Below are 23294 nucleotides of genomic sequence, written 5' to 3'. Positions count from 1 at the left end.
GGCCTAGCGCGCCAACCACGTTGCCGCCGACTGACCGGCCCAACGTCCCGTCGCCAGACAGGCGGTCAGAAGATAACCACCGGTCGGGGCTTCCCAATCCAGCATCTCGCCCGCGCAAAAAACGCCCGGACATGCAATCAGCATCAAACCGCTGTCCACTGCACCCAATGCTACCCCGCCAGCGGTTGAGATCGCCTCATCCATCGGGCGTAGCCCAGCATACCTGATGGGCAGGTTTTTCAGCGCACCGATCCATTGCGTTTGCTTCAATGCGCGGCCCTTAGTCATTTCGTGGAACAAAGCGACCTTTTGCGGAGACAGTCGCAGACCATTCTTCAACCAATGCGAAAGCGTTGCCTTTGATTTCTTCGCGTCCAATCGCGCCCGCATCCCTTCAGCCGTCACATCCGGGACCAGATCAACAAACAGCGGCGCCCCCATCCGCAGCGCAGGGGTCAGGGCATACATACCGCCACCTTCCAGGCCTTTTGCGGAAATAGTGGCCTCACCACGGCTATCCAGATCGCCCGCCATCCACCGCACCGATTTGAGCGCCGCGCCAAAATGTGGCTGCATATAGGGGCTCCAATCGACTGACAGAGCGGCGTTTGCCGGTGCAAACGGTGTTAGATCAACTCCGCTGTCCGCAAGCCATTGGGCCCAAGCCCCATCCGAACCCAACCGCGCCCAGCTGGCACCTCCCAATGCCAAAACCGTCGCGCCGGGCGAGCAAAACTGCATGCCATCTGGCGTCTCAAAAGCCAACGCGCCACCTTGCCATCCCTGCCAGCGCCAGCGTGTCCTGATCTGAACACCGGCCTGATCCAATCTGGCCAGCCAGGCCCGCAGCAAGGGTGAGGCCTTCATGACTTTCGGAAACACCCGCCCGGTGGAGCCCGTGAACATCTCTTGCCCAAGATCACCGGCCCAAGCCTTCACCGCCTGTGCGTCAAACGCTTGTATCATCGGATGCAACCAATCCTTCGCATCCCCGTATGCGCCCATAAACATGTCAAAAGGCTCATCCTTGGTCAGGTTCAGGCCGGACTTACCCGCCATCAAGAATTTACGCGCGGCAGACGGCTTGGCTTCGGCCACTACAACCTCGTGCCCGGCGGCGGCAAGCTGTTCGGCGGCCATTAGCCCCGCTGGACCTGCCCCGATGACCATGGTTTGCGCCATTGTGTCCCTCTTGCCCTGCACACGCATCAGCGCGAAGTTAGGTCATGGCAAATTCCGATCCGATCTGCCCGCTCTGCAACCGTCCGATCCCCGAAGGTGGTGGAAGCCTGCACCATCTGATCCCAAAGCTTAAGGGAGGCAAGGGCGGGCCCACCGTTTTGTTGCATCAGATATGCCACAAAGAGATCCACGCGACACTGACCGAGGCCGAATTGGCGCGTGACTTCCACACTGTCGATGCGCTCCGCGCCCACCCGAGGCTCGAGAAGTTCCTGATGTGGGTGCGCAAACGCCCGCCGGGGTTTCGCTCAAAAGTGCCGGGAAAACGACGCGGGCGATGATCAGGCAGGAAGCCAGGGATCACCGAATGCATCCTTTTTCGGGTCAGCCAGCCCTTCAATTTCGATCCCAAGATAGTCCGGCACCGGTGCAAACCGGGCATTTGGGATGTGTTGGTATTCCAACGTGGTATATGGGCGCTTCCACAGCCATTCGCGATTCTCAACCGCCCAGAGATCGGGGTTGGGAGGCTCCTCTGCGGTGAACGCATAGAAATGCAGATCGAACCCGTGAGGTTCGACATCCTGCAGAGACAGCAAAGACAGTCCCATGGATCGGCAAAACGCATCTTCGGCGACAATATCGCCGGTTCGCAAAGTGATCTGGCCGATACAGGCCTTCGCGAAGGGGGCGTCCGGGCTTGTAGCATCAACCGGTCGGTTGCCCTCGAAATCCTGCTGCAGCAGTTCAATGGCAAACCCTTCGGGGTCATTCAGATGGCACATATAGCCGATATCCAGAAACTGCCGCGGCGCGCTGACCGGGATACCCTTCTGGCGCAGGTGTTCTGCGGCAAGATCAACATCCGGCAACGTGATCCCGATCTTCCAATACCGCTGCCCCGGATCATGGCGGTAGCCCCCGCCGCCCGGCATCAGCAACAGATCGGCATCCTGACCGGAATATCCAAGACGACGATTGGCGCCTTCAACCCTGACAGACATGCCAAGCGCATCACGATAAAACGCCGCCAACGCATCCGGGTCCGCCACCCGCAATCGGAGCGCGGCCAACCTCATGGGCACAATCCGGCTATGCCCGCAGCAACCGACGGATCTGCGGACAGGCTGTCGGCTACAAGTTCTTGTGCAGTTGGTATCAAATGTTCGGGCTCAACCACCCGATCAACCAGCCCAAAGCTATAAGCTTCTTCTGCAGAAATCGTCTGTCCCGCCATCAGTATGAGTCGGGTTCTGGCCGGACCGATCAACTCTGCCATCCGCTTGGGATCCGAGGGCTGCGGCAAGAATCCCAGCTTCATGACCGGGTAAAAGAACTTGGCCGAGGGCACTGCGATACGCAGGTCACAGGCCAGCACCATACCGTTGGCTCCACCGGCCAAAGTGCCGTTGAGCGCGGCCACCGTCAGGCAGGGCAAGGCGGCAATGGCACCCGACAACCTCTCCCAAAGATCGGAGGTCGCAAGGCCCGCCCGCGCTTCTTCAAGATCGGCGCCCGCACTGAAGACTCGGCCCGCCCCCGTCAGGATCAATGCACGTGCCTCGGTTGCCGCCTCTGCGATGCGTACCAATTCGCTAAGCATCGCTGAGGTCAGCGCATTGGCCTTATCCGGATTGTTCAACGTGACGGTCCACAGCCCATTATCCTGTGTCAGTTCGATCACGTCAGCCCAACCCTTTTTCGGATGTCTTCGTTGCGCAGCGATATCTCGGTCCCCAAGAACTCATCCGCATCTGCCGAGCACATCCACATCAACGCCCGCGCGGGCCAGTCTGCGGGGATGTGATCGTCCCAATCCAGCTGACTTACTGGATTGATTCCGCTGGCCTTGATCACCCGCTGCATATCTGTGGCCACAGTTCCCGGGGACAGGCCCATTGCGCGAATACCGTGATGCGCCTCTTCCAGATGCAGGCATTCGGTCAGCATCTTGGCCCCGGCTTTTGATGCGCAATAGTGGCTCCAGGCTTCGACCGGGTTCGACGCGGCACCGGACGAGACTGTCAGAACGGTCCCGCCGCCTGCTGCCCGCATGATGGGCAGGACGGCACGCATTCCGTAAAAGACACCTTTCAGGTTGATGTCGATTGCTTGGCTCCAGGCCCGGGTGTCGGCATTCGACAGATGAAAGATCGGATCAATGACGCCCGCGTTCCCGATTAGCACATCCAGCTTGCCGAACCGGTCGATGCAATCGGCAACTGTCTGTTCAAACTGGGAAAAATCGCTGACGTCGCAGGCCAGCGCCATGGCGTTTTCACCCAATGCCGCAGCCAGAGCGTCAATCTGATCGCGGCTGCGGGCGACCAAGGCCACATTGGCCCCAGCTGCGGCAAAAACGCGCCCGGCTTCCGCTCCGATGCCTCGGCTTGCCCCTGTGATCAGTACCGTTTTCCCTTGCATATGCATCGTTTAAATCCCTGCATTTGAAATTGTCTTAACTCGTACCCTGCAAATGGGGAATTGGTCCACCCCTTCCCCCTTGACGCTGGCCGCTACAGGCACGACCATGCCGGCAAATTGATCAAGAAGGGTTCTATTATGACTGTTTTCCTTCGCCGTAGCTGCGGTGCAGCTTTGGCCTATGCTGTTGCAACCAACGGCACGTTTGCAGATGTTACCGCCAATGATGTCTGGGCCGATTGGCAGGCTTATCTGGGCGGCATGGGCTATGACGTCACTGGCGATCAGAGCGTTTCCGGCAACGTCACCACCATCGCGAACATGACGATGGCCATGGCCATTCCGGACACCGAAGGCACCTTCGACATGGTCATCCCCGAGATGACGTTGACCGAAAATGGCGACGGTACAGTCAATATCGGCTTTCCTGCCAGCTTCCCGATGACAATTTCCGGTGAAGCCGAGGGCGAGACATTTTCGGCTGATCTGATGTACGCTCACGACGCCTTGGAAATGGTCGTTTCGGGTACCCCCGAAAACATGACATATGACTATACGGCGAACAGCCTGACTCTGTCGATGGACTCGATGGAGTTTGATGGCGAAACCGTATCCAGCGACATGTTTGCCTTGAACGTTCAGATGAACGAAATCGCAGGCACATCGCAGATGCAGATCGGCGAGATGCGCGATATCGCGCAGCAGTTCACGGCCAGCAGCCTGTCCTATGATGTGGCCTTCAACGAGCCCGAAAGTGAAGACACGGGCCGGATCAGCGGTAAATTAGATGGTTTGAAATTTGATGGCGATACAATCATCCCACCCGGTATGGATGTCGCCAACATTGAAGACATCTACAAGGCCGGATTTGCCGCTTCAGGTACATTCACATACGCCTCGGGCAGCACCGAAATGGCAGGCACTGCCGAGGGTGAGCCATTCTCGCTCAGCAGCAGTTCCGAAGGAGGCAGCTTTACCGGCAGCATCGATGCACAGCGCCTTGTCTACGATCTTGCGCAGAACAGCACCAAACTAGCCGTCACCACGTCGGATCTGCCTTTTCCAATCGAAATCGCGATGGCAAATGCAGGGCTGAAATTCGAGCTTCCGGTGCAGGCCTCGGAAGAAATCCAGCCATTTGGATTTGGCATGAACCTGACGGATTTCACCATGTCCGACGTGTTGTGGAGCATGTTCGACCCTGCTAGTGCGCTGCCGCGCGATCCGGCGACCATCGCGTTGGATGCAACCGGCACCGCCAAAGTTCTGGTCGATTTCATGGACCCGGAAGCCGTCGAAGAGCTTGAGACATCTGATATCGTTCCGGGCGAACTGCATTCGCTGAAGATCAACAAGCTTCTCGTATCATTGGTCGGAGCCCAATTGAGCGGTGATGGCGACTTTGCGTTCGACAACTCCAACACGGAAGAGTTTGATGGCCTGCCTGCCCCGTCAGGTGTTGCCAACTTGAAACTTGTTGGGGCCAACGCTCTGCTGGACAAGCTGATCGGCATGGGCTTTGTGTCGGAAAACGACGCGCTGGGCGCGCGTATGATGATGGGTCTGATGGCTGTTCCGGGTGAAGAACCGGACACGTTGAACTCGAAAATCGAGTTTACCGAGGATGGACAGATCCTGGCCAACGGTCAGCGTATCAAGTGACAAACAAATTGGGAAAGGCCGCTGCGCTGGCCTTTCCCGCCCGAGGCACATAAAGCCAGTGGGCTGCAGGCCTTGCGGGACAGACTATCCGAGGCTAGGTCCAGAACAACAAGACCGGAGGCCTCATGACGCGAACACCTCAAACAATCAGTGAAGAGCTGCTGAATGCAGCCCGCAAGGCAGGTGCCGAGGCAGCGGATGCCATAGTAATTGATGGCTCATCCGTTTCTGTGGAAGTACGTAGTGGTGCATTGGAACATGCCGAACGCTCGGAAGCGACCGATCTAGGGCTGCGGGTCTTCCTTGGCAAACAGCAGGCAATCGTATCCAGTTCGGATAGTCGCCCCGATACGCTTACCGCGATGGCCGAGCGCGCCGTGGCCATGGCACGGGAAGCGCCGGAAGATCCGTTCACCGGCTTGGCCGCGCCTGACCAATTGGTCGCCAACTGTAATATCGACGCGCTGGAGCTGTTTGACCCAGCCCCTGAACCCAGCGCTGAAGCTCTGATGCAGGATGCGCTGGCGGCAGAGGCAGCAGCGCTGGACGTTACGGGAGTCTCACAGGTGTCAGACGCTGCGGCCGCCTATGGTACCCACCGGGTCCATCTTGCCGCGACAAACGGCTTTTCGGGTGGCTACATGCGCAGCAGCCGTTCAACCTCATGCGTCGCCATTTCCGGCGAAGGGACGGGAATGGAGCGTGACTATGACGGTGACAGCCGGACTTTTCAGTCTGACCTGCGCAGCCCCGCCGAGATTGGTCGCACGGCTGGTGAACGTGCGGTTCAGATCGTGGGAGCACGCAAGCCCCAGACCGGCAGTTTTCCGGTGGTGTTCGACGAACGGATTTCGTCATCCCTGATCGGCCATCTGCTGGCCGCCAGCAATGGCGCGGCGATAGCCCGCGGGGCCTCATGGCTGAAGGAAAGCCTTGGGCAACAGGTTCTACCGGCACATTTGTCTTTGATTGAAGACCCGTATCGCCCGCGCATTTCGGGCTCGCGCCCGTTCGATGCCGAAGGGCTGGCAACACGGCACAGGGCGATCGTTGAAGATGGCGTTCTGACCGGTTGGACGTTAGACCTGTCCAGCGCCCGCAAATTGGGAATGACCTCGACCGGCAACGCAGCGCGCGGCGTATCCGGGCCGCCGTCGCCTAGCAACTGGAACCTGAGCCTGACGCAAGGCGAGAAGACCCGCGCCGAGTTGTTGCGCGACATGGGTACCGGGCTTTTGGTCACTTCGATGATCGGATCGACCATCAATCCGAATACCGGCGACTATTCACGCGGCGCTTCGGGATTTTGGGTTGAGAACGGCGAGATCACCCATCCCGTCAACGAGTGTACCATCGCTGGCAATCTTCGCGACATGCTGATGCGAATCATTCCGGCAAACGATGCGCGGCCTTACCTATCGCGCGTTGTACCCTCGCTGTTGATCGAAGGGATGACACTTGCCGGCAACTGACCTGCCCCTGCTGATCGACGCTGCGCTTGAGGCCGGAAAGATCGCCACGTGCTATTCGGGTCCAGATGCCCAGCGCTGGGATAAACCCGAAGGCGCAGGCCCGGTGACCGAGGCCGATCTGGCCGTCAACGCGATGCTCGAACGTGATCTGCAGGCGGCCCGACCGGATTATGGCTGGCTGAGTGAAGAGACCGAGGATTCCCCCGACCGTCTGACGTGTGATCGGGTCTTCGTCATCGATCCCATCGACGGCACCCGCAGTTTTGCCGAGGGGTCGCGCACATGGGCCCATTCGCTGGCCGTAACCGAGAACGGTGAGGTCACGGCAGCCGTCATCTACCTGCCCTTACGTGATCTGCTGTATGCGGCTGCAAAAGGGCAAGGTGCAACGTTGAATGGCACTGCAATCCAAGTGTCGGGGCAAGCGCACCTGCCCGAAGCCGAGATTTTGGCGGCAAAACCCAATCTAGATCCGCGCCACTGGCAATCCGGTGCTGCACCTGACTTTCGCCGTGTATACCGCCCGTCTCTGGCCTATCGGATGGCGCTGGTTGCGCAGGGACGGTTCGACGGGATGCTGACGCTGCGACCCAGTTGGGAATGGGATATCGCCGCCGGAGATCTGATCCTGCGCGAGGCAGGCGGGCTCTGTACCGATCGTTTGGGGCAACCTCTGCGCTTCAACAATACCCACCCGCGCCTGAACGGCGTGGTGGCGGCAGGTTCAGCGGTGCATTCGGACCTTCGGGCCCGGCTTGACCCGAATGGGGCCGGAATTCCGGCATGAGCAAGCCGCGATCTCTGAGCCTTGCGGCCTATCGGGTCCTGTCCTGGGGCGTCCCGCAAAGCACGGGCCACCCCGAGATTGCGCGCCCGGAAGGTGAACTTCTGTGGGTCCATGTCAGTACACCCGATCGGTTGCGGGCCGTCGACAATATTTGCCGTCGGCTGCTGTCTGTGCGACCGGGACTTTCGCTGTTGCTGACCGCCCCACCCGATGTTGATCTGAAGGACTGGGAAGATTGCGATACCCCGATCACAATGCTGCCCGCCGAACATACCGGCGCGGCGCGCACGTTCTTGGATCACTGGCGCCCTGATATGGGGCTGTGGTTTGGCGGTGGGCTGATGCCCAATGTGATAACACGCGCACAGGAGCGGGGCATTCCGCTAATTTTGCTTGAGGCTGTGGTCGACGTGAAAACCGCAAGGGGTGGACGTTGGCTACCTGATATCACGCGATACACGCTGGATTGCTTTACAGCGATACTTGCGCCCAATGATGACAGCGCACGCCAAATCCGACGCCTGGGAGTGAACTCGGCAAAAATCTCGGTCGCGCCACCACTTCATATCAGCCCCAACCCAGAGCCCTGGCCCGAAGATGAATTGATCGAGACCACTCACACAATGGCCGGACGCCCGGTTTGGCTGGCCGCATGGGTTCAGGACAAGGAATTCATCTCGGTTCTGACGGCCCATCGTCAGGCCTTGCGGATGCTGCCACGTCTGGCTTTGGTCCTGCATGTGGCGGATATGTCCGAGTCAGCGCCCTTGTTTAAACGCCTCGAAGCGATGGACCTTCGATGCGCCAACTGGGATGAAGGCCATCCAATCGAAGACACCACACAAGTGATTCTAACAGCCGAGCCCGAGGATCTGGGCCTTTGGCATCGTGTATCCGCAGTTACCTTCATGGGAAGTTCACTGGAACGCGGGGCGCGGGGGCACGACCCTCTGACCGCAGTCGCCTTGGGATCTGCGGTAATCCATGGGCCTCATGTCAGCAAGCATAGCAGTCTCTATGACAGATTGGGGCAGGCAAAAGCCGCGTTGAAGATACGAACCGCAACAGAGTTGGGCGATGGCGTTGTCGAATTGTTGGCACCTGACCGCACGGCAGACATGGCATTGGCCGGATGGCGGATTGTCACCGAAGGGGCTCCACAGGCGGACCAACTGATCGATATGGTGCAGGATACACTGGACCGGCGAGGGCGTGACGATGCGGGCACCTGACTTCTGGAACTCAGCCCCTGATCGGTTGGATCTGCGCGCCAGGCTGTTGGCGCCACTTGGTCGCCTCTATGCCGCTGCAACCGCCCGTCGCGTGGCGAGCAGGCAAGGCATCTCGCCGGGCGTACCGGTTATCTGCGTTGGCAACCTGAATGCCGGTGGCACAGGGAAGACACCGACGGTGATCTGGGTTTTAGAATATTTGAGGGATACCTGGCATCAACCTCATGTCGTGACCAAAGGCCATGGTGGCTCGCTGGAAGGCCCGGTGCAGGTCGACCCGCGCAAACACACAGCGGCTCAGGTCGGGGACGAACCCCTGTTGCTCGCCGCGTTTGCCGAGGTCTGGGTCGCCAAAGATCGTGCAGCGGGCGCGCAGGCAGCCGCAGCGGCAGGGGCGACCGCGATCGTGCTGGACGACGGTTTTCAGAACCCCGCAGTTGCCAAGGATTTTTCGATCATCGTAGTGGATGCGCAGCGCGGATTTGGCAATGGCCTTTGCCTGCCTGCCGGTCCACTGCGAGAGCCCGTGGCCGTTGGATTGAAACGTGCCGATCTCGTGTTGTCGCTTGGGGACGCCGCAGCGCAGTCAACATTTTCAGAAAGATGGGAACCTGCCCTGACGGTCCCACACGCCACCGGCGAGGTGTGTCCGCTCCAAACCGGAATGGACTGGAACAATACACCCGTTCTGGCCTTTGCGGGCATAGGCTATCCGGACAAGTTCTTTGGAACTCTGCGACAGCAAGGCGCTAAACTGCTGCGGGCCGAGGCACTGGATGATCACCAACCACTGACTTCAGCGCTGATGACGCGGCTTGAGAACGAGGCCAAAGCACTGGGCGCGCAACTGGTGACAACCGAGAAAGACGCCGTGCGCCTGCCCGCCACTTTCCGCAGCAAAGTTCTGACCCTACCGGTTCGGTTGCAAATCAATCAGGATGACAAAGTCAAAGAGTTGTTGGCGAAGGCTGCGCCTTCACCTTAGGCAGATGGCCAGCCCAAAACAGGCTGACCATTCCGGATTTAGCTGCCAAGCTCGGCTTCGATCAGCGTCTTGAAGTCGTCATAAGGCTGATTTTCAACCTTCTTCCCATTCACGACGAAAGTAGGCGTCGCCTGAATTCCATCGCGTTCGGCATTTTCTTGATACCAGGCCACCAGTGTCTGCGCGCGGGTACCGTCCTGCAGGCAAGCCTCAAGCTGATCATTGTCTATGCCAGCGAGACGCCCGATCTTGCGCAGTTCATCAACGATCTCGGCAGGACCTCCGGCCCGAGTCCATTCCGACTGGCCTTCATACAGCAAGTCGGTGATGCCAAAGAACTTTTCAGGTCCTGCACAGCGCGCGACCATCGAGGCCCACAGGCCATAGCGGTCGAAATACACCTCACGGTAAGTGAACTTTACCTTGCCGGTATCGATGAAGTCCTTTTTGAGCTGCTTGTACGCGCCCTGATGGAAATTCGCGCAATGCGGGCAGGTGTACGATGCATATTCGATGATCTCGACTGGCGCGTCTTCGGCCCCCTGCACCATCTCGACGATGGTCGAGGTGTCCAAATCCGCCTCTTGCGCCTCAGCAGCACCAACAAGCGGGTTCGAAGGGATCGTGTTACTCGACGTTGTCAGCCAATAGCCGCCAGCGGCCACGGCGACAGCCGCACATATTACGGTTGCAATCCGGCTCATTCATCAGCCCTTTCTTAGCGTTTCTGTCTGGATAAAACGTTGCGGCCCAAACGTTCAAGGGCCGCGCGCAAATCTTCATCATCAACCGCGCGCGACACATTGTCGGCCTCAGCTGCGATTTCTGGTGAAACAACCGGTTTCGCCTGTTTCGGTTTGTGATCGAAACTCGCCTGCCCCTCAGCAAATCCGGTAGGCGCGGTCTGGGTGATACGCACCCGATTGATCGCGTTGTAACCATAGACCGCATTCACTTTGTCGCGCAGCTGTTCTTTCTGCATCTCTAGCATTGGCGCCTGCGGCCCGGTTGTCAGCACCGTCAGTGTCGCGCCAAAGCCACCCTTGGCGTATCCCACATTCACCGGCCGGGCGATCGACGCGATGTCCTGGCCCACAATCTCGGCCCAATGGGTCAAAAGGCGCGAGACGGCAAATCCCCGGCTTTCCCCGGCCTGCCTGATCCGGTCGTTCAGCAAAGTGGCGGTGCGCTTGAACCCGCGGGTCGAGGAACGTCTGCGTTGCATCTGGTTTCCAACTCCTGCGTCGCTATTGTAATAGGCTGATACCCGGACGCCAGCGAAACCCGACAGAGAGTTACATAAAACTTGCGTGACTGCACCGAATCTGACCTGAGCAATACGCTGCTGGATTGGTACGACCGCCACGCACGTGAAATGCCTTGGCGTATCGGCCCGGCAGCGCGTGCCGCAGGCGTAGCACCAGACCCCTACCGCGTCTGGCTATCCGAAGTGATGCTGCAACAAACGACCGTTGCCGCCGTTCGCGACTATTTTGTTCGTTTCACCACGCGCTGGCCAACCGTCGAGGCCCTTGCCAATGCGCAAGATGATCAAGTCATGGGGGAATGGGCTGGCCTGGGCTACTACGCCCGCGCCCGCAATCTTCTGAAATGCGCGCGGGTGGTTGCGTCCGCGCATGACGGGCAATTCCCGGACAGCTACGACGCGTTACTGAAACTGCCGGGCGTTGGCCCCTACACGGCGGCGGCCATCGCAGCCATCGCATTTGATCGGCCCGAAACTGTCCTGGACGGCAATGTCGAACGGGTCATAGCAAGGCTCTATGATATTCACGAACCCCTGCCCGCCTCAAAACCCCTGTTAAAGAAAAAAGCCGCGGCATTGACCCCGCAGCACCGGCCTGGAGATTACGCGCAGGCTGTCATGGATTTGGGTGCAACGATCTGTACTCCAAAATCTCCGACTTGCGGTATTTGCCCCCTGCATGCGGCCTGTCTGGCGCGGAAGGCGAGGACGCAGGTGGAACTGCCGCAAAAAACGCCCAGGAAGCCCAAACCCACCCGGCTGGGCCACATCTACATCGCCCAACGCGGCGATGGTGCCCTGCTGTTGGAACGCCGCCCCGATAAGGGCCTGCTGGGCGGAATGTTGGGCTGGCCCGGCTCGGACTGGTCCGAAACACCGCTGGAAAGCCCTCCGTTCCCGGCGCGATGGCACGAAATCCCCGGTGAAGTGAGACACACCTTCACCCACTTTCACCTGATCCTGCGTATTTGGACAACCGAATTGCCAGACGGTTGCAATCCGAACGGTCTGACAGTCATGGACAAACACCAATTCAGGCCCAGCGATCTGCCCACGGTTATGCGCAAGGCTTTTGACCTCTGGCGCGGCCAATAGACCGCTGGGCAAAGCCCAGTGCGCGGTCTACGGTGCCGCCAACGTTTCGGAGCCTCAACATGATCGCATCTGACACCCTGTCCCGATGGCAATCCGCCCTTCCCTTTTGGGTCTCATACCTCCTGATCCCACTGATCTGGATGACCACTACGGCAGGCGGATGGTGGGTCCTGCTGGTACCGCTTTCGACATGGTGGGTCTTTGCGGTGCTAGACCGGCTGACCGGCCTAAACCTTCAAAACGCCGACCCGGATACGCCAGATGCGGGGCTGCAATGGTATATCTGGCTGACCAAAGCCTGGGCGCCGGTGCAATTCCTCACGCTCTATGGGCTGATCTGGTACACTACCCGAGCCGTAAATATGAGCTCGGTCGAAAAAATCGGCGTGTTCTTCGGCATGGGCGTCCTTTCCGGAACGATCGGGATCAACTACAGCCACGAGCTGATGCATCAGAAAGGCAAACTGGAACGCTGGCTTGGCGATTTACTGTTGTCGATGGTCCTTTATTCCCATTTCCGGTCCGAGCACCTGCTGGTTCACCACCGCTACGTCGGAACCCCGCGTGATCCGGTAACCGCTCGCTACAACGAAGGTTTCCACCGGTTCTATCCGCGCGTTCTGCGCCAAAGCCTGATTTCAGCTTTCCGGGCTGAGCGGGAAAAACTGGCCCGCAAAGACCGCCCGTGGACCGACCCGGCAAACCCGTTCTGGCGCTATTGGAGCCTGCAAGGAGCCATGCTGCTGCTAGCATTTCTGATCGGCGGATGGGCAGGGCTAGGCCTGTTTTTGGTACAGGCCGGCACCGCGATCTGGCAGCTTGAACTTGTTAACTATGTCGAGCACTACGGGCTGACGCGCAAATATCTGGGCGATGGCAAATATGAGCATGTGCACCCGCGCCATTCCTGGAACGCGTCACAAAAGGCCTCGAATTGGTTGTTGATAAACTTGCAACGCCACTCGGACCACCACTACAAGCCAAACCGGCGCTTTCCATTGCTGCAACACCATACGCAGGACGCAGCGCCGCAACTGCCTCATGGATATCCGGTCATGACCCTTGCCGCGATGATCCCGCCCTTGTGGCGGCGTATCATGAATCCGAGGGTCCGCGCTTGGCGGCGTCAATACTATCCCGAAATCACCAACTGGAAGCCTTACAACAAAGCGCACAACCCTGCCCCTCGCACCTGACTGCAGCGCGCACCAGCGCGCTGCCCGGCCCAACGGGAAGGATCACATCTTTGATCCGGTGCTGACAGGCGGGAGCCCTGGTTGCTACAGCACCCAGACATCCATCGGGGCTGTAACACCGCGAACAGGCTGGTCCGAGTGCTGTGCAAACCCGGTCATCATGTCTTGCGCATTTGGCGTCTCGCTAAGGGCCTGAGACCGCAATGCATCACTGACAATGATGCGCGCTTGAAAATCGCGCGTCAGGGCCTCTAGCTTCGCGGCAACATTCACCGCATCGCCGATCACTGCAAATTCCAGCCGGTTTGCACCGATATCCCCCAGTACGACCGAGCCATAATGAACCCCGACCCCGATACGAATCTCTGGCTCACCCGCGCGCTTGCGCTCCAAATTCCAACGATCGATCATCTCGACCATGGACCGCGCGCATGCCAGCGCATTGCTTGCATCCAGTTCTCCGGGTACGGGGGTTCCAAACGTGGCCATCAGCCCATCGCCCAAGTATTTGTCGAGTGTTCCGTGATGGCGAAACACCTCGGTCTCCATTCGGGCGTGGAAACCACGCAAAACTTCAATAACCTCATATGGATCACGGCCAGCCGAGAACTTGGTGAAGCCAACGATGTCGATAAATAGAACCGCGATATCCTCTTTGCGGACCTGCTTCAGAGGTTCGTCGTTCTGGCTCAGCTCATCCACCACATTCGGCGAAAAGTATCGAGACAGATTCGCGCGTTCACGTTCAAGCCCAGCATTGGACATCAGCAAGCGATTGAGGCGGCGCATCGACACCCCAAGCGTCACTGCGACCATGACAAAAACGATCACCTGCTGGATGCGTAGGGTTGGCATGAAACTGTTGGGATCCATGAACTCGGCCACATCCGGGTAGCCTGACAAAGCCTCGGCCACACGCTCGCTAATCCCAGGGATCGGGGTGGCGACCCACCAAGCGATCACCCATCCAGCCGTCCACATCATCGCCGTCCACGAACCAATCGCAATGACAGTGCGCCAGGAATAGGCAAGCGTCCCTGCTGCCAGGATAATGAAGAAATACTGAAAATTGTCGAACCGATACTGCATCGCCAGTGGTCGCACGTCGTCGCTGAACGGGTTGGGCACAATCATCCCCAGCGTCATGATCAGCAGATCGACGAAGATCAAAAGCAACTCGGTCCGGGATTGCCCCACACGACCCGCGCGTTGGATCAGCCAACCATTGGCGCAGATCAGAAGCAGGATGAAATGGTACCATAAGACCTCCCACTGGGGATTCAGATAGATCAGCAAAAGCCCGGTCAACGCCATCGCGATCCAACGTGCACGAACGGCCAGTTCAAGCCCCTCTCGCTTGTGTCGTTCCAGTGCTGCCTCGGTATATTTGTTGTCCAGATCGAAGTTGTCGGGTTGCGTAACAAAGAACCGGCTAAGGCGGGATTGACTGGCGGTGGTCTCGGTCATTGCCTTTATCTCCCAAAAGGGCTGTCAGGGGCTGCCCTATGCAATCATCTCACAGGCAAAAACAAAAGACCCCGCCGGTAACGGCGGGGCAAGGCGTAGTGCCTTGTGTCAGGCCACAGGCACCGGCGGTATTCAGTTATGCAATTCGGCCCTGATCTGCTGACGCAACACGTCGATGGGCACGGTTTTGCCATCGCGTTTGAAGCACCAATAGGTCCAGCCATTACAAGACGGAGCATTTTCCAGATGCGCGCCAACCTGATGGATCGAACCTTTGACGTTCTGCCCTACCAGAGTCCCGTCGGCGCGGACCTTGGCTTTATGGCGTTGGTTCATCGAATACAGTTCCTCACCCGGGCGCAGCATGCCGCGTTCGACCAATTGGCCAAAGGGCACGCGCGGCTCAGCACGCTTGCTGGCGCTGACTTCCAACGCTTCGCGGTCAAACTTACGGACCTTTGAGATACGCTTTTCAGCCACCTTGCGATAACTTTCTTCGCGCTCAATCCCAATGAACTCACGCCCCAGCATTTTCGCTACAGCACCTGTGGTGCCCGTGCCAAAGAACGGATCCAGCACCACGTCACCGGGATTGGTCGAGCCAATCAGGACACGATGCAGCAGTGATTCCGGTTTCTGTGTCGGATGCGCTTTGTCGCCGTTTTCGTCCTTGAGCCGTTCATGCCCGGTGCAGATCGGCAGTACCCAATCGCTGCGCATCTGCACACCTTCGTTCAGTGCCTTCAACGCTTCATAGTTGAAAGTGTACTTGGCCCCCTCACGCTTGGACGCCCAGATCATTGTCTCATGTGCGTTGGTAAATCGCTTGCCACGGAAGTTTGGCATCGGGTTGGACTTGCGCCACACAACGTCGTTCAGGATCCAATAGCCCGCATCCTGCAGGGCGGAACCCACGCGGAAAATGTTGTGATAAGACCCAATCACCCAGATCGCACCATTGGGCTTTAGCAGACGATGCGCAGCCTTCAACCATTCCCGCGTGAACTGGTCATAAGCCCCAAAGCTGCTGAACTGATCCCAGTGATCATCGACCGCATCGACCTGAGAATTATCGGGCCGGTGCAATTGACCTTTCAACTGTAAATTATACGGGGGGTCCGCAAAAATCAGGTCAACCGACGCCTCGGGCAGACTGTTCATCGCCTCGATGCAGTCACCGGATAGAATCGTGTTTAAAGGGAGCGCGGCTGCGCCCTTTGTCTTGATTGTGGTCATATCACTGCCTCAGTTCCACGGCGCTTTTGCGCTCATTTGGTTGAGACAAGGATGAGTCAAAGATGATTCGCCGTCAATTTCTTTTTTGAATCAGCGACTTACGATTTACTCTTGATACAAGATATTGTGGACCGGTTTGAACGAACGTCTATGGTGTGGGGTCACGCCAAGATTTTGCAACGCCTCGCGGTGCTGTTTTGTCGGATATCCGGCATTCGCCTCCCACCCATAGCCGGGATGCTGTTGCGCCAAATCCACCATCAGCTGATCACGCCAGATTTTTGCAATGATCGACGCTGCCGAAATCGACACCGACCGTGCGTCGCCCTTCACCACCGCCTGCGAAGGCAATTTCATACCGCGCGGGATCATGTTGCCATCAATCAGCAAGAAATCCGGAGCCGGGTCCAGCGCAGCTACCGCGCGTACCATCGCCAGATGCGAGGCGCGCAGGATGTTGTGCTGATCGATCTCTGCAACCGTGGCTTCGGCCACCGCGACCTCTGCCCGGTCGCGCAATATCTCATCCAAACCGCCGCGACGCTTGGCCGTCAGTTTTTTTGAATCGTTCAACCCAGCGGGAATGTCATCCGGGTTCAAAATAACCGCTGCGGCTACAACCGGGCCGGCCAGCGGACCGCGCCCAACCTCATCCACCCCGGCAATTCGGACATATCCGCGTGCCAGCAAAGCCCGTTCGAGTTCATAATCAGGTGTCGTCATACCCTTGGCAAATCGCGTTTCGTAGCGCTTCGCAAGTAAAAAGAGAGGGCAGCTTGCGCCACCCTCTCCCGCGCGGCGCTTCTATGGCGCCACTCCTGCTCGAAACCTGTTACTGGTAAACGACACGGTATCCTTTCTGGCGCAGGCAGGCGGGTTCGTATGCCCGTTTTACCTTTTTACCATTCCAGAAACCAACCTTGCATTGGTGTGGCAGGCTATCGGCATGTTTATAGTACTTCTTCAGGCAATTTGGCCCAAGCAGCGGACGCTTGTTCGAATAGGCATTGAACGTGCGCAGGCAACGCTGCGGTAGGTCATACCGCGCCACCCGCTTTGGCAACGGGCGTACAGCATGTTTTTTCTTGGCCTTCTTCGCCTTGGTTTCAGCCTGCTTGTGACGCTTGCGGCGCTCTGCCTCTTCGTCGCGCTTTTTCTCCTGATGATAGTGGTTGACCGCAGCACCTATGAGCGCGATCGCAGCCAATCCGCCGAGAATATCTCGGGTATCTGCCGCCCGTGCCTGCGACGCTGAGATCCCCGTAATGGCGACGGCGGTTGCTATGATCAGAGCGATAAATTTCCGGTGCATGATGCGTGTCCTTTCGGATAATGGGCAGGCCGGTTACCGACCGCGAATTTGATAACCTGACACTGCGACCACCCCGTTCAGACAAGCAATAACGGCATACTGTTATTCAATATCAGCACCACAAACCCCCTGAGGTTATTGAATATCCACCCAACCCATGCGCAGGATGCAGCCCATGAAACAGATCCTCTCTTCTCTGGCTCTGACGGCCCTGATATCGGTTGGGTCGCAAGCCATCGCGGCAGATTGCTATGCCGACTACAAGGCCAAGCAGGACAATCCCTTACGCCTGCACTATGGCGTCATGCAGGTCTCAAGCTGCGATAAAGGCTCGGCCCGGAAAGAAGTCGCCAAGCGGCTGAAATCAAACGGCTGGACCCTGCTGAACGTGATGACCGTTTTCGAGGCGGGTGGATTGGATCAAAGGAAGGCCAATGCCGGAAAATACTATCTCCGTTACTGAGGCGCGTCGTTCGGGGGTTCGGCTGGTTGGTCTGGGGATTGCGGCAATCGTCGCGATCCTGGTGACTGCAGCGGTTTTCCTGTTCTGGACGCTACCGGACGCAAATGCCTTCAACGCGCGGGTTGAACGGCTGTTTGTCGAGGCTGACCTGACCTCGCAATCGGAAATCCGTCTGCTCGAGATTCTGGCGCAATCGGGCACCGCCTTTGCCGATACGCTATCCAGCTATCGAATGGTCATCTTCGTGCTGTTGGTCTTTGCCAGCGCCATGCTGATCACCGCGCTTGTTTTTCTGGTCATGCTGGTTCTGCTGAACCGCCGCATGGCCCAGATTGAACGGACGGGGATCCAGGTAACATCCCTGCTGATCAGCCGTGAAGAGAATACCGTTTATCTCAACAACATGGATTTTAAGTTGACCCCCGCCGCGATGGAAACGCTTTCGGTTCTGGCTGAATCCCGGCTGGATGACGAGGTCCTGTCGGGTGCCCAGATCGAAGCGATGATCTCGGGCAGAAACGCTGCAGATTGCGATGAGGCCGCCGGGGCAACCCGGATCAAACGCCTGCGCGACGCCTTGGGAAATCAGATGGTCAGTGAGCTGCTGGTGAAGAACATCGCCAAGAAGGGCTATATGCTGTCGATTGAGAAAGACGTTATTCAAATGGTCTGAGGATGCCATTGCGGTAAAATCTACGTGCGCATCTTGGAATTCTCGCCCTCAAGACCCATGATATAAGGGCTTGGCCAAGGGAGGTTGCAGATGAACGTCCATGCCACACCGAATGTCAAAGGCTATGGGATATCAGTTGAGCCGCTGCAGGGACGGATCGCGATCTACCGTGGTGAAATACTGCTGGCCGAAAGCCACAACGCCAAAGTGATGTACGAAACGCGGCTACCTCCCGCGATCTATGTTCCGCGCGAAGACCTGTGCGTCGAACTCAGCCCTGAGACCGAATTGCAGACGTTCTGCCCCTTCAAGGGTACCGCAACCTATCACGACATTAGCCTGCCGGAAGAGCGCCTTACGAACTCGATTTGGGCTTATGAAGACGCCTTCCCTGAAAGCGCGGCCATTCAGGGCCATATTGGATTCATGCCGGATACCGCGACGCGGATCGACCTCGGCGACAACCAACTGCGTCAACCCGACGATGGCAATATCAGCGGCCCCCTGATCGATTGGCTGATGCGCGGTGCGTCCGAAATTAACACTCCTGATGCCTTTACAAAAACGCTGGCCGAGAAAATGCTGGAACATGGCATCGCTATTCAACGCCTAAGCATTCTGGTCTGGTCGCTGCATCCGCTGATCGCAGGCAAACACTATATCTGGGAGAAAGACTCGGCTGAGATTTCGACCCACACTCCGACCTATGAAATTCATGATCACCCTGCCTTTACCAATAGCCCTCTGCGTCACGTTTCAAACGGGTTGGGTGGTGTCCGCCAGCGCCTGAACAACGACAATCCGCATAACAGCTTTCCGATCATCGAAGACCTGCGCGCAAAAGGGGCCACCGATTACGTTGCCATGCCACTGCCTTTCTCGGATGGGCGAACGAATGTCCTGACCCTGACTTGCGATCATCCCGATGGGTTCACGACTGAGAATCTGGGTCTGGTTTTTGAATGCTCTACCGTCATCGCGCGGTTCTACGAGGTCTTCATGCAGCGCGAAAACGCGCAGGTTCTGCTGGAAACCTATGTAGGCAAGCGCAGCGGTGCGCGCGTTCTGGGGGGCGAGATTCGCCGCGGTGATGGCGATGACATAGATGCGGCGATCATGTTTTGCGATCTTCGAAATTCAACCGCATTGGAAGAAAAACTGGGGCGTGATGACTATATCGAGCTACTGAATGCGTTTTTTGAGACAGTTTCAGGGATCGTGCACGACCATGACGGAGAAGTTCTGAAATTCATCGGCGACGCTGTTCTTGCCGTCTTCCCGGCGGGTGACGATGCCGCCAAAGCCCGATCCAGCGCGCAGCTTTCGGCAACTGAGATCGTCGAAAAACTGGGTGAATTGCGCAGTGACGGAAGTGATCATGATTTCGACTGCACGATTGGTGTCGCCTATGGCCGCGTCACCTATGGCAATGTGGGCTCGCGCGAACGGTTGGACTTTACCGTGATCGGTCAGGCCGCCAATGTCGCTGCCAGATTGGGCGAATATGGCAAAACCGTCGGACATAGAATTGTTGTCTCGCAAGATATCGAACCTGTTTGCAAACAGGCGATCCCTTTAGGGGCGATCAAGCTGCACAACGTCTCGCAACCGATCAAATCATTTGCCCTGCAAACCTCAGCCGATGCCTGATTTGACAGTTTACTTCGCAAGAGTTGAACCTCAAAATGTGCCACCCACTATCTCGGATCGGGCAACCTAGGGCCTTGCGCGAGATACCGTACACACCGTGTCTGGTTGACATCAATGGTTCAAAAACCACCGCCCAGCAGGATCAGAGCCGTCTGCGCAGGTGAGATCGTCTGTTGGATTTGATTGATCTGATTGCGGGCCAGATACGTGTCGGTCAGCTTTTCGATTGCCTCACTTTCAGTGAACTGCGCCAGATCGGATGAACCCGTAACGCGCTGCAACCGATCCTTGAACACCTCAAGCTGCTTGTCGATATCCAGTTGCGCAAATGCTGATGGCAGGCCCAATGCAGTTTCCATCATACTGCGCAAGGGGGGCAGCCCCATCAGATCAAACCACCGTCTGTCCTCACTGCCACCCTGGCCAGCCAGATCGCGCAATGCATGCTGGGTGTACAACGCGATACGCATCGATTCATCTGCTTCACCAACCGAGATTTCAAATCGCGCAATCAAGTTGTCGTCGGCGATCTTTTCCATGGCGTCCACCAATCCGGTCTTGCGCACATCGCCGGGACCAAGTCCAAAGGCATTGGCAAAATCACGGTACCTGCCGTCGGCCAGCCTGTTCGCAAGCGCATCGTCAGCCTGCGTTCCATCGGACAAGATTTTTTGGACAAAATACCGATTGTCGAGATCACCTTCCAAGCCAAACGCACCCAAAGCCACCTGCAACAACCGTCGGTCCGAAACCAGATCCTCGGCCGTTTGGACCTTGCCGATATTGTCTAGAAAATACCTTGCGTCCCGTTCATTGATCCCCGAGGCAGAATAGCTTTGAAGCTGCGCATCATAGGTACGCTGCAAAAAGCGCCAGCCAACCAGACCACCTGAAGGTATGACCGGCTGGAAGGTCACTGCTGATACGCCATCAGACGTTCTTCGCGCGGCAACAGTGAACGCAAGGCCTTTAAACACTTATAGTATTGCTCTGCCACCAATGCTTCAGTTGCGTTGGCCAGGACCCGGCGACTGTCGGCATCCGTGAAAACCTGGCTCAGCTCTTCCACGCGCCGCAGAAGTTGCTGGCGCGCCTGCTCAGGTTCGGTATCGCCTGACAGAACCAACTGCGCGGCATAGCAGACACGGCGTACCGGCGTGTTGACCTCTTCCGGGTGAATGGCATCGCGCAGGCGCAGGACATTTGCCTGAGGTGTCATGATCGAAAACCGACTGCGTCGATCCCCGTTTTCGATTACAACACCATTGATCAGAACCCGTTCCTTTGGGGCAAGTTTCAGGACCAGACCCCCCATCAGTTGCCCCTCATATGACGTAGCCCGCGCAACACGGCCATGTTGATCTCAAGCAGCGGCTCAACGGTCGCCTTGTTCGCCAGCACCTGGCTGCTGTGTTGTTCGGTAAACTCAGCCAAATAGAAAATCCGCGCACGCAGATTGCTCGGCAGCCCGTTATCCGCATCCGCCACATCGGTTGCCAGCACAGTCCACAGGCGGCGATTTTCGTGCAAGGCTTGAACGAACCCTCGGAAATCAGCCGTTTTCCGCGTGGAAGCAGCCTTCAACCGATGTGTAATCCTGGAAATCGCCTCATACTCTGTATCCCGAGGTGTTCGCGTCGGTGCGGCAGATTGCGCATAAGCGCGTTGGGCGAGCGTTTGGGGTGTCACTTGAAATCCTTCCAATTGTCCGTCAGCGGGCAGTTAAGCCCGGGGCACGGCGCGCGCGCCCCGGAGAAGTTTCATGTTTAACGGAACAGTGACAGGATGGACTGTGGCGCCTGGTTCGCGATCGATAGCGATTGTGTCGCCAGCTGTTGCTGGACCTGCAGCGCTTGCAGTCTGGCCGAGGTTTCTTCCATGTCAGCGTCAACCAACGAGCCGATACCGGATTTAAACGAGTCAGACAGGTTCGAGATGAACTCTTTCTGGGTCTCGATCCGACCCTGCGCCGAACCAAAAGCCGCCGAGGCATCAATCGCAGTATCGATGAGGCCTTCGATCGCGCCAAGCGCTGCGGATGCGCCGGCAGAAGTCGACACATCAATCGAGGCCAGAGCGCCTAGACCGCCAGAGTTGGCGTTGGCATATTGACCGCTGATCTGCAGCGAATCTGAACCTTCGTTGGTGATATCGAGCTGTGCAGCGTTCGTGCCCGGATCATAGACGACCGACACATTGGCATCCGAAGCTTCGATGGCAGCTTTCAGCCCCGCAGCGATGATCTCTTCGGGCGCGTTGCCTGCGGCGATATCCTCAGCCCGGACTGTATAAGACGCGACATCGTCGCCCAGTCGGACCGTGAAAGTATCACCAGCGGACAATGTGCCCGGATCAGCGATCACGATGCTTCCATCATCATCGCTTCCGCCGTTTCCATCCAACGAAAATCCGAATGCGTCGGCCGTATCCGCAGTGACCCCGTCAGTTCCAGTGAACACGTCGGCAGCAGTGTAACCACCTGTCGACAGGTTTTGCGCCGATACACTAATGGAAGACGCTGTCACGTTGCCTGCATTGTCTCGATCCAAAGAGGACAGAATGCTTGCGCCAGCCCCACCGTTCACCAGATTGAGGCCATTGAACTGGGCAGCGCCGACAACCGATTCGATCTGATCCCTAAGCGCGGCCACATCGGTGTTGATCTTAGCACGATCAACGTTGTCTTCCTGCGCCGCAACGATCTTGCCTTTCATCTGGTTCAGCAGATCCGTCACAGTTTCTGAGGCGTTTCGAGCAACTGCGACAGTGGATTCACCCAAGGCCAGGCTGTCCTTGATCGCATTGAAGCCGTTGACGTCTGATTCCATCACCTTTGAGATGGCCCAGACAGCCGAGTTATCCTTGGCTGTAGCCACATCCTTGCCGGTCGAGATCGCGTTTTGCGTCTGTGCGAGGTTCTTGTTGACCGATTTGAGAGTTTGCAGCGCAACCATTGCGCCATTGTTCGTCAGAATGCTTGACATATTTGTCATCCTCTTAGCGTTCGGGCGCGTTTGACGCCCATGTTGGACCCACCAAACCGGCAGGCATTCTGTCGTTCTGACCTGTGCGTCGTGCCTTGTGGCCTTCGCGCCACCCGTTGTTTCAGGTGCATCGCCACATTTGACCCTGATCTCCTAACGGAGTGCTAAGACGGGCAAATCCGAAATTTCGGATTTGAATCAAACCTT

25 protein-coding genes are annotated in these 23294 nt (G+C 57.6%); 11 read left to right on the top strand and 14 right to left on the bottom strand.

The genetic code is table 11. The features are described 5' to 3' along the window. Positions 1 to 3: 3 nt before the first annotated feature. On the bottom strand, positions 4 to 1182 hold the full coding sequence (locus ACRZ96_RS14700; RefSeq protein WP_480814785.1) for a TIGR03862 family flavoprotein: 1179 nt from the start codon (positions 1180 to 1182) through the stop codon (positions 4 to 6). A 44-nt stretch (positions 1183 to 1226) separates the two neighbouring features. Here ACRZ96_RS14700 and ACRZ96_RS14695 point away from each other — a divergent pair, with 44 nt between their 5' ends. After that, positions 1227 to 1523, top strand: coding sequence for an HNH endonuclease (locus tag ACRZ96_RS14695; RefSeq protein ID WP_480705866.1), 297 nt, complete (start codon positions 1227 to 1229; stop codon positions 1521 to 1523). On the opposite strand, the gene ACRZ96_RS14690 is transcribed toward ACRZ96_RS14695, so the two are convergent. The 3 genes from ACRZ96_RS14690 to ACRZ96_RS14680 are packed head-to-tail and all read right to left on the bottom strand — an operon-like array spanning position 1524 to position 3612. Further along, on the bottom strand, positions 1524 to 2261 hold the full coding sequence (locus tag ACRZ96_RS14690; RefSeq protein ID WP_480705868.1) for a VOC family protein: 738 nt from the start codon (positions 2259 to 2261) through the stop codon (positions 1524 to 1526). Then, positions 2258 to 2866 carry an enoyl-CoA hydratase/isomerase family protein gene (locus ACRZ96_RS14685; RefSeq protein WP_480705870.1) on the bottom strand — a complete coding sequence of 203 codons (609 nt, stop codon included), beginning with the start codon at positions 2864 to 2866 and terminating at the stop codon, positions 2258 to 2260. The genes ACRZ96_RS14690 and ACRZ96_RS14685 overlap by 4 nt, the downstream gene beginning before the upstream one ends. Then, positions 2863 to 3612, bottom strand: coding sequence for an SDR family oxidoreductase (locus ACRZ96_RS14680; protein WP_170611320.1), 750 nt, complete (start codon positions 3610 to 3612; stop codon positions 2863 to 2865). The genes ACRZ96_RS14685 and ACRZ96_RS14680 overlap by 4 nt, the downstream gene beginning before the upstream one ends. A gap of 132 nt (positions 3613 to 3744) precedes the next feature. Between ACRZ96_RS14680 and ACRZ96_RS14675 the strand changes: the two genes are divergently transcribed. The 5 genes from ACRZ96_RS14675 to lpxK all read left to right on the top strand — a co-directional run bounded on the left by ACRZ96_RS14675 (position 3745) and on the right by lpxK (position 9744). Next, on the top strand, positions 3745 to 5268 hold the full coding sequence (locus tag ACRZ96_RS14675; protein ID WP_480705872.1) for a DUF2125 domain-containing protein: 1524 nt from the start codon (positions 3745 to 3747) through the stop codon (positions 5266 to 5268). A gap of 125 nt (positions 5269 to 5393) precedes the next feature. After that, the gene (locus ACRZ96_RS14670) at positions 5394 to 6740 is read left to right on the top strand and encodes a TldD/PmbA family protein (RefSeq protein ID WP_480814784.1); all 1347 of its coding nucleotides are present in this window, start codon (positions 5394 to 5396) and stop codon (positions 6738 to 6740) included. Beyond that, entirely contained in the window at positions 6727 to 7527 is an 801-nt protein-coding gene (locus tag ACRZ96_RS14665; RefSeq protein ID WP_480814783.1) for a 3'(2'),5'-bisphosphate nucleotidase CysQ, read from the top strand. The genes ACRZ96_RS14670 and ACRZ96_RS14665 overlap by 14 nt, the downstream gene beginning before the upstream one ends. Continuing rightward, positions 7524 to 8759: a 3-deoxy-D-manno-octulosonic acid transferase gene (locus ACRZ96_RS14660; protein ID WP_480814782.1), complete on the top strand. Its 1236-nt coding sequence runs from the start codon at positions 7524 to 7526 to the stop codon at positions 8757 to 8759. Before ACRZ96_RS14665 ends, ACRZ96_RS14660 begins: the two co-directional genes overlap by 4 nt. Further along, positions 8746 to 9744 carry a tetraacyldisaccharide 4'-kinase gene (gene lpxK / locus ACRZ96_RS14655; protein ID WP_480790442.1) on the top strand — a complete coding sequence of 333 codons (999 nt, stop codon included), beginning with the start codon at positions 8746 to 8748 and terminating at the stop codon, positions 9742 to 9744. The genes ACRZ96_RS14660 and lpxK overlap by 14 nt, the downstream gene beginning before the upstream one ends. 38 nt (positions 9745 to 9782) lie before the next feature. Here lpxK and ACRZ96_RS14650 read toward each other — a convergent pair whose 3' ends face one another. Together ACRZ96_RS14650 and ACRZ96_RS14645 are read right to left on the bottom strand one after the other, a co-directional pair. After that, positions 9783 to 10448 carry a DsbA family protein gene (locus tag ACRZ96_RS14650; protein ID WP_170398926.1) on the bottom strand — a complete coding sequence of 222 codons (666 nt, stop codon included), beginning with the start codon at positions 10446 to 10448 and terminating at the stop codon, positions 9783 to 9785. A 14-nt stretch (positions 10449 to 10462) separates the two neighbouring features. Further along, positions 10463 to 10969, bottom strand: coding sequence for a DUF721 domain-containing protein (locus ACRZ96_RS14645; RefSeq protein ID WP_480562296.1), 507 nt, complete (start codon positions 10967 to 10969; stop codon positions 10463 to 10465). An 81-nt stretch (positions 10970 to 11050) separates the two neighbouring features. Here ACRZ96_RS14645 and mutY point away from each other — a divergent pair, with 81 nt between their 5' ends. Both mutY and ACRZ96_RS14635 read left to right on the top strand, forming a co-directional pair. After that, positions 11051 to 12106 carry an A/G-specific adenine glycosylase gene (mutY, locus tag ACRZ96_RS14640; RefSeq protein WP_480438894.1) on the top strand — a complete coding sequence of 352 codons (1056 nt, stop codon included), beginning with the start codon at positions 11051 to 11053 and terminating at the stop codon, positions 12104 to 12106. 59 nt (positions 12107 to 12165) lie between these two features. After that, positions 12166 to 13302 carry an alkane 1-monooxygenase gene (locus tag ACRZ96_RS14635; protein ID WP_170646760.1) on the top strand — a complete coding sequence of 379 codons (1137 nt, stop codon included), beginning with the start codon at positions 12166 to 12168 and terminating at the stop codon, positions 13300 to 13302. 84 nt (positions 13303 to 13386) lie between these two features. Here the strand turns inward: ACRZ96_RS14635 and ACRZ96_RS14630 are convergent, their stop codons facing one another. The 4 genes from ACRZ96_RS14630 to ACRZ96_RS14615 form a co-directional block, all read right to left on the bottom strand. After that, positions 13387 to 14769 carry an adenylate/guanylate cyclase domain-containing protein gene (locus tag ACRZ96_RS14630; protein ID WP_170398937.1) on the bottom strand — a complete coding sequence of 461 codons (1383 nt, stop codon included), beginning with the start codon at positions 14767 to 14769 and terminating at the stop codon, positions 13387 to 13389. A gap of 132 nt (positions 14770 to 14901) precedes the next feature. Continuing rightward, positions 14902 to 16005 carry a site-specific DNA-methyltransferase gene (locus ACRZ96_RS14625; RefSeq protein WP_170398940.1) on the bottom strand — a complete coding sequence of 368 codons (1104 nt, stop codon included), beginning with the start codon at positions 16003 to 16005 and terminating at the stop codon, positions 14902 to 14904. Positions 16006 to 16110: 105 nt separating this feature from the next. Beyond that, positions 16111 to 16728 (bottom strand): ribonuclease HII, encoded by a 618-nt coding sequence (locus tag ACRZ96_RS14620; protein WP_170465546.1) that lies wholly within the window; start codon positions 16726 to 16728, stop codon positions 16111 to 16113. A gap of 109 nt (positions 16729 to 16837) precedes the next feature. Next, positions 16838 to 17317, bottom strand: a complete 480-nt coding sequence (locus ACRZ96_RS14615; protein ID WP_480814781.1) for a hypothetical protein — start codon at positions 17315 to 17317, stop codon at positions 16838 to 16840. Positions 17318 to 17492: 175 nt separating this feature from the next. Here ACRZ96_RS14615 and ACRZ96_RS14610 point away from each other — a divergent pair, with 175 nt between their 5' ends. The 3 genes from ACRZ96_RS14610 (at position 17493) to ACRZ96_RS14600 (ending at position 20103) form a co-directional block, all read left to right on the top strand. After that, positions 17493 to 17780, top strand: coding sequence for a hypothetical protein (locus ACRZ96_RS14610; RefSeq protein ID WP_170398948.1), 288 nt, complete (start codon positions 17493 to 17495; stop codon positions 17778 to 17780). Next, a complete protein-coding gene (locus ACRZ96_RS14605) occupies positions 17752 to 18453 on the top strand; it encodes a winged helix-turn-helix domain-containing protein (RefSeq protein WP_170398951.1) in 702 nt (233 codons plus the stop codon). The genes ACRZ96_RS14610 and ACRZ96_RS14605 overlap by 29 nt, the downstream gene beginning before the upstream one ends. Before the next feature lie 90 nt (positions 18454 to 18543). After that, positions 18544 to 20103, top strand: coding sequence for a DUF427 domain-containing protein (locus ACRZ96_RS14600; protein WP_480705880.1), 1560 nt, complete (start codon positions 18544 to 18546; stop codon positions 20101 to 20103). A 119-nt stretch (positions 20104 to 20222) separates the two neighbouring features. On the opposite strand, the gene ACRZ96_RS14595 is transcribed toward ACRZ96_RS14600, so the two are convergent. The 4 genes from ACRZ96_RS14595 to ACRZ96_RS14580 all read right to left on the bottom strand — a co-directional run bounded on the left by ACRZ96_RS14595 (position 20223) and on the right by ACRZ96_RS14580 (position 23087). Continuing rightward, the gene (locus ACRZ96_RS14595; protein ID WP_480705882.1) at positions 20223 to 21020 is read right to left on the bottom strand and encodes a DUF1217 domain-containing protein; all 798 of its coding nucleotides are present in this window, start codon (positions 21018 to 21020) and stop codon (positions 20223 to 20225) included. Then, positions 21017 to 21418 carry a flagellar biosynthesis repressor FlbT gene (gene flbT, locus ACRZ96_RS14590; protein ID WP_170398959.1) on the bottom strand — a complete coding sequence of 134 codons (402 nt, stop codon included), beginning with the start codon at positions 21416 to 21418 and terminating at the stop codon, positions 21017 to 21019. Before flbT ends, ACRZ96_RS14595 begins: the two co-directional genes overlap by 4 nt. Then, a complete protein-coding gene (gene flaF / locus ACRZ96_RS14585; protein ID WP_480705884.1) occupies positions 21418 to 21792 on the bottom strand; it encodes a flagellar biosynthesis regulator FlaF in 375 nt (124 codons plus the stop codon). The genes flbT and flaF overlap by 1 nt, the downstream gene beginning before the upstream one ends. A 77-nt stretch (positions 21793 to 21869) precedes the next feature. Continuing rightward, positions 21870 to 23087 (bottom strand): flagellin N-terminal helical domain-containing protein, encoded by a 1218-nt coding sequence (locus ACRZ96_RS14580; RefSeq protein WP_170406757.1) that lies wholly within the window; start codon positions 23085 to 23087, stop codon positions 21870 to 21872. Positions 23088 to 23294 lie beyond the last annotated feature (207 nt).

This window comes from Ruegeria sp. CF1, assembly GCF_056537445.1.
Note: the sequence above shows the minus strand (reverse complement) of the source record. Positions and strands in the feature narration are given on the sequence as shown.

Excerpts from the sequence above, each read along its gene's own strand:
- ACRZ96_RS14700 (WP_480814785.1), bottom strand. The coding sequence starts at position 1,182 with ATGGCGCAAACCATGGTCATCGGGGCAGGTCCAGCGGGGCTAATGGCC.
- ACRZ96_RS14695 (WP_480705866.1), top strand. The coding sequence starts at position 1,227 with ATGGCAAATTCCGATCCGATCTGCCCGCTCTGCAACCGTCCGATCCCC.
- ACRZ96_RS14690 (WP_480705868.1), bottom strand. The coding sequence starts at position 2,261 with ATGAGGTTGGCCGCGCTCCGATTGCGGGTGGCGGACCCGGATGCGTTG.
- ACRZ96_RS14680 (WP_170611320.1), bottom strand. The coding sequence starts at position 3,612 with ATGCATATGCAAGGGAAAACGGTACTGATCACAGGGGCAAGCCGAGGC.
- ACRZ96_RS14675 (WP_480705872.1), top strand. The coding sequence starts at position 3,745 with ATGACTGTTTTCCTTCGCCGTAGCTGCGGTGCAGCTTTGGCCTATGCT.
- ACRZ96_RS14670 (WP_480814784.1), top strand. The coding sequence starts at position 5,394 with ATGACGCGAACACCTCAAACAATCAGTGAAGAGCTGCTGAATGCAGCC.
- ACRZ96_RS14660 (WP_480814782.1), top strand. The coding sequence starts at position 7,524 with ATGAGCAAGCCGCGATCTCTGAGCCTTGCGGCCTATCGGGTCCTGTCC.
- lpxK (WP_480790442.1), top strand. The coding sequence starts at position 8,746 with ATGCGGGCACCTGACTTCTGGAACTCAGCCCCTGATCGGTTGGATCTG.
- ACRZ96_RS14650 (WP_170398926.1), bottom strand. The coding sequence starts at position 10,448 with ATGAGCCGGATTGCAACCGTAATATGTGCGGCTGTCGCCGTGGCCGCT.
- ACRZ96_RS14645 (WP_480562296.1), bottom strand. The coding sequence starts at position 10,969 with ATGCAACGCAGACGTTCCTCGACCCGCGGGTTCAAGCGCACCGCCACT.
- ACRZ96_RS14635 (WP_170646760.1), top strand. The coding sequence starts at position 12,166 with ATGATCGCATCTGACACCCTGTCCCGATGGCAATCCGCCCTTCCCTTT.
- ACRZ96_RS14630 (WP_170398937.1), bottom strand. The coding sequence starts at position 14,769 with ATGACCGAGACCACCGCCAGTCAATCCCGCCTTAGCCGGTTCTTTGTT.
- ACRZ96_RS14625 (WP_170398940.1), bottom strand. The coding sequence starts at position 16,005 with ATGACCACAATCAAGACAAAGGGCGCAGCCGCGCTCCCTTTAAACACG.
- ACRZ96_RS14620 (WP_170465546.1), bottom strand. The coding sequence starts at position 16,728 with ATGACGACACCTGATTATGAACTCGAACGGGCTTTGCTGGCACGCGGA.
- ACRZ96_RS14615 (WP_480814781.1), bottom strand. The coding sequence starts at position 17,317 with ATGCACCGGAAATTTATCGCTCTGATCATAGCAACCGCCGTCGCCATT.
- ACRZ96_RS14610 (WP_170398948.1), top strand. The coding sequence starts at position 17,493 with ATGAAACAGATCCTCTCTTCTCTGGCTCTGACGGCCCTGATATCGGTT.
- ACRZ96_RS14605 (WP_170398951.1), top strand. The coding sequence starts at position 17,752 with ATGCCGGAAAATACTATCTCCGTTACTGAGGCGCGTCGTTCGGGGGTT.
- ACRZ96_RS14600 (WP_480705880.1), top strand. The coding sequence starts at position 18,544 with ATGAACGTCCATGCCACACCGAATGTCAAAGGCTATGGGATATCAGTT.
- flbT (WP_170398959.1), bottom strand. The coding sequence starts at position 21,418 with ATGGGGGGTCTGGTCCTGAAACTTGCCCCAAAGGAACGGGTTCTGATC.
- ACRZ96_RS14580 (WP_170406757.1), bottom strand. The coding sequence starts at position 23,087 with ATGTCAAGCATTCTGACGAACAATGGCGCAATGGTTGCGCTGCAAACT.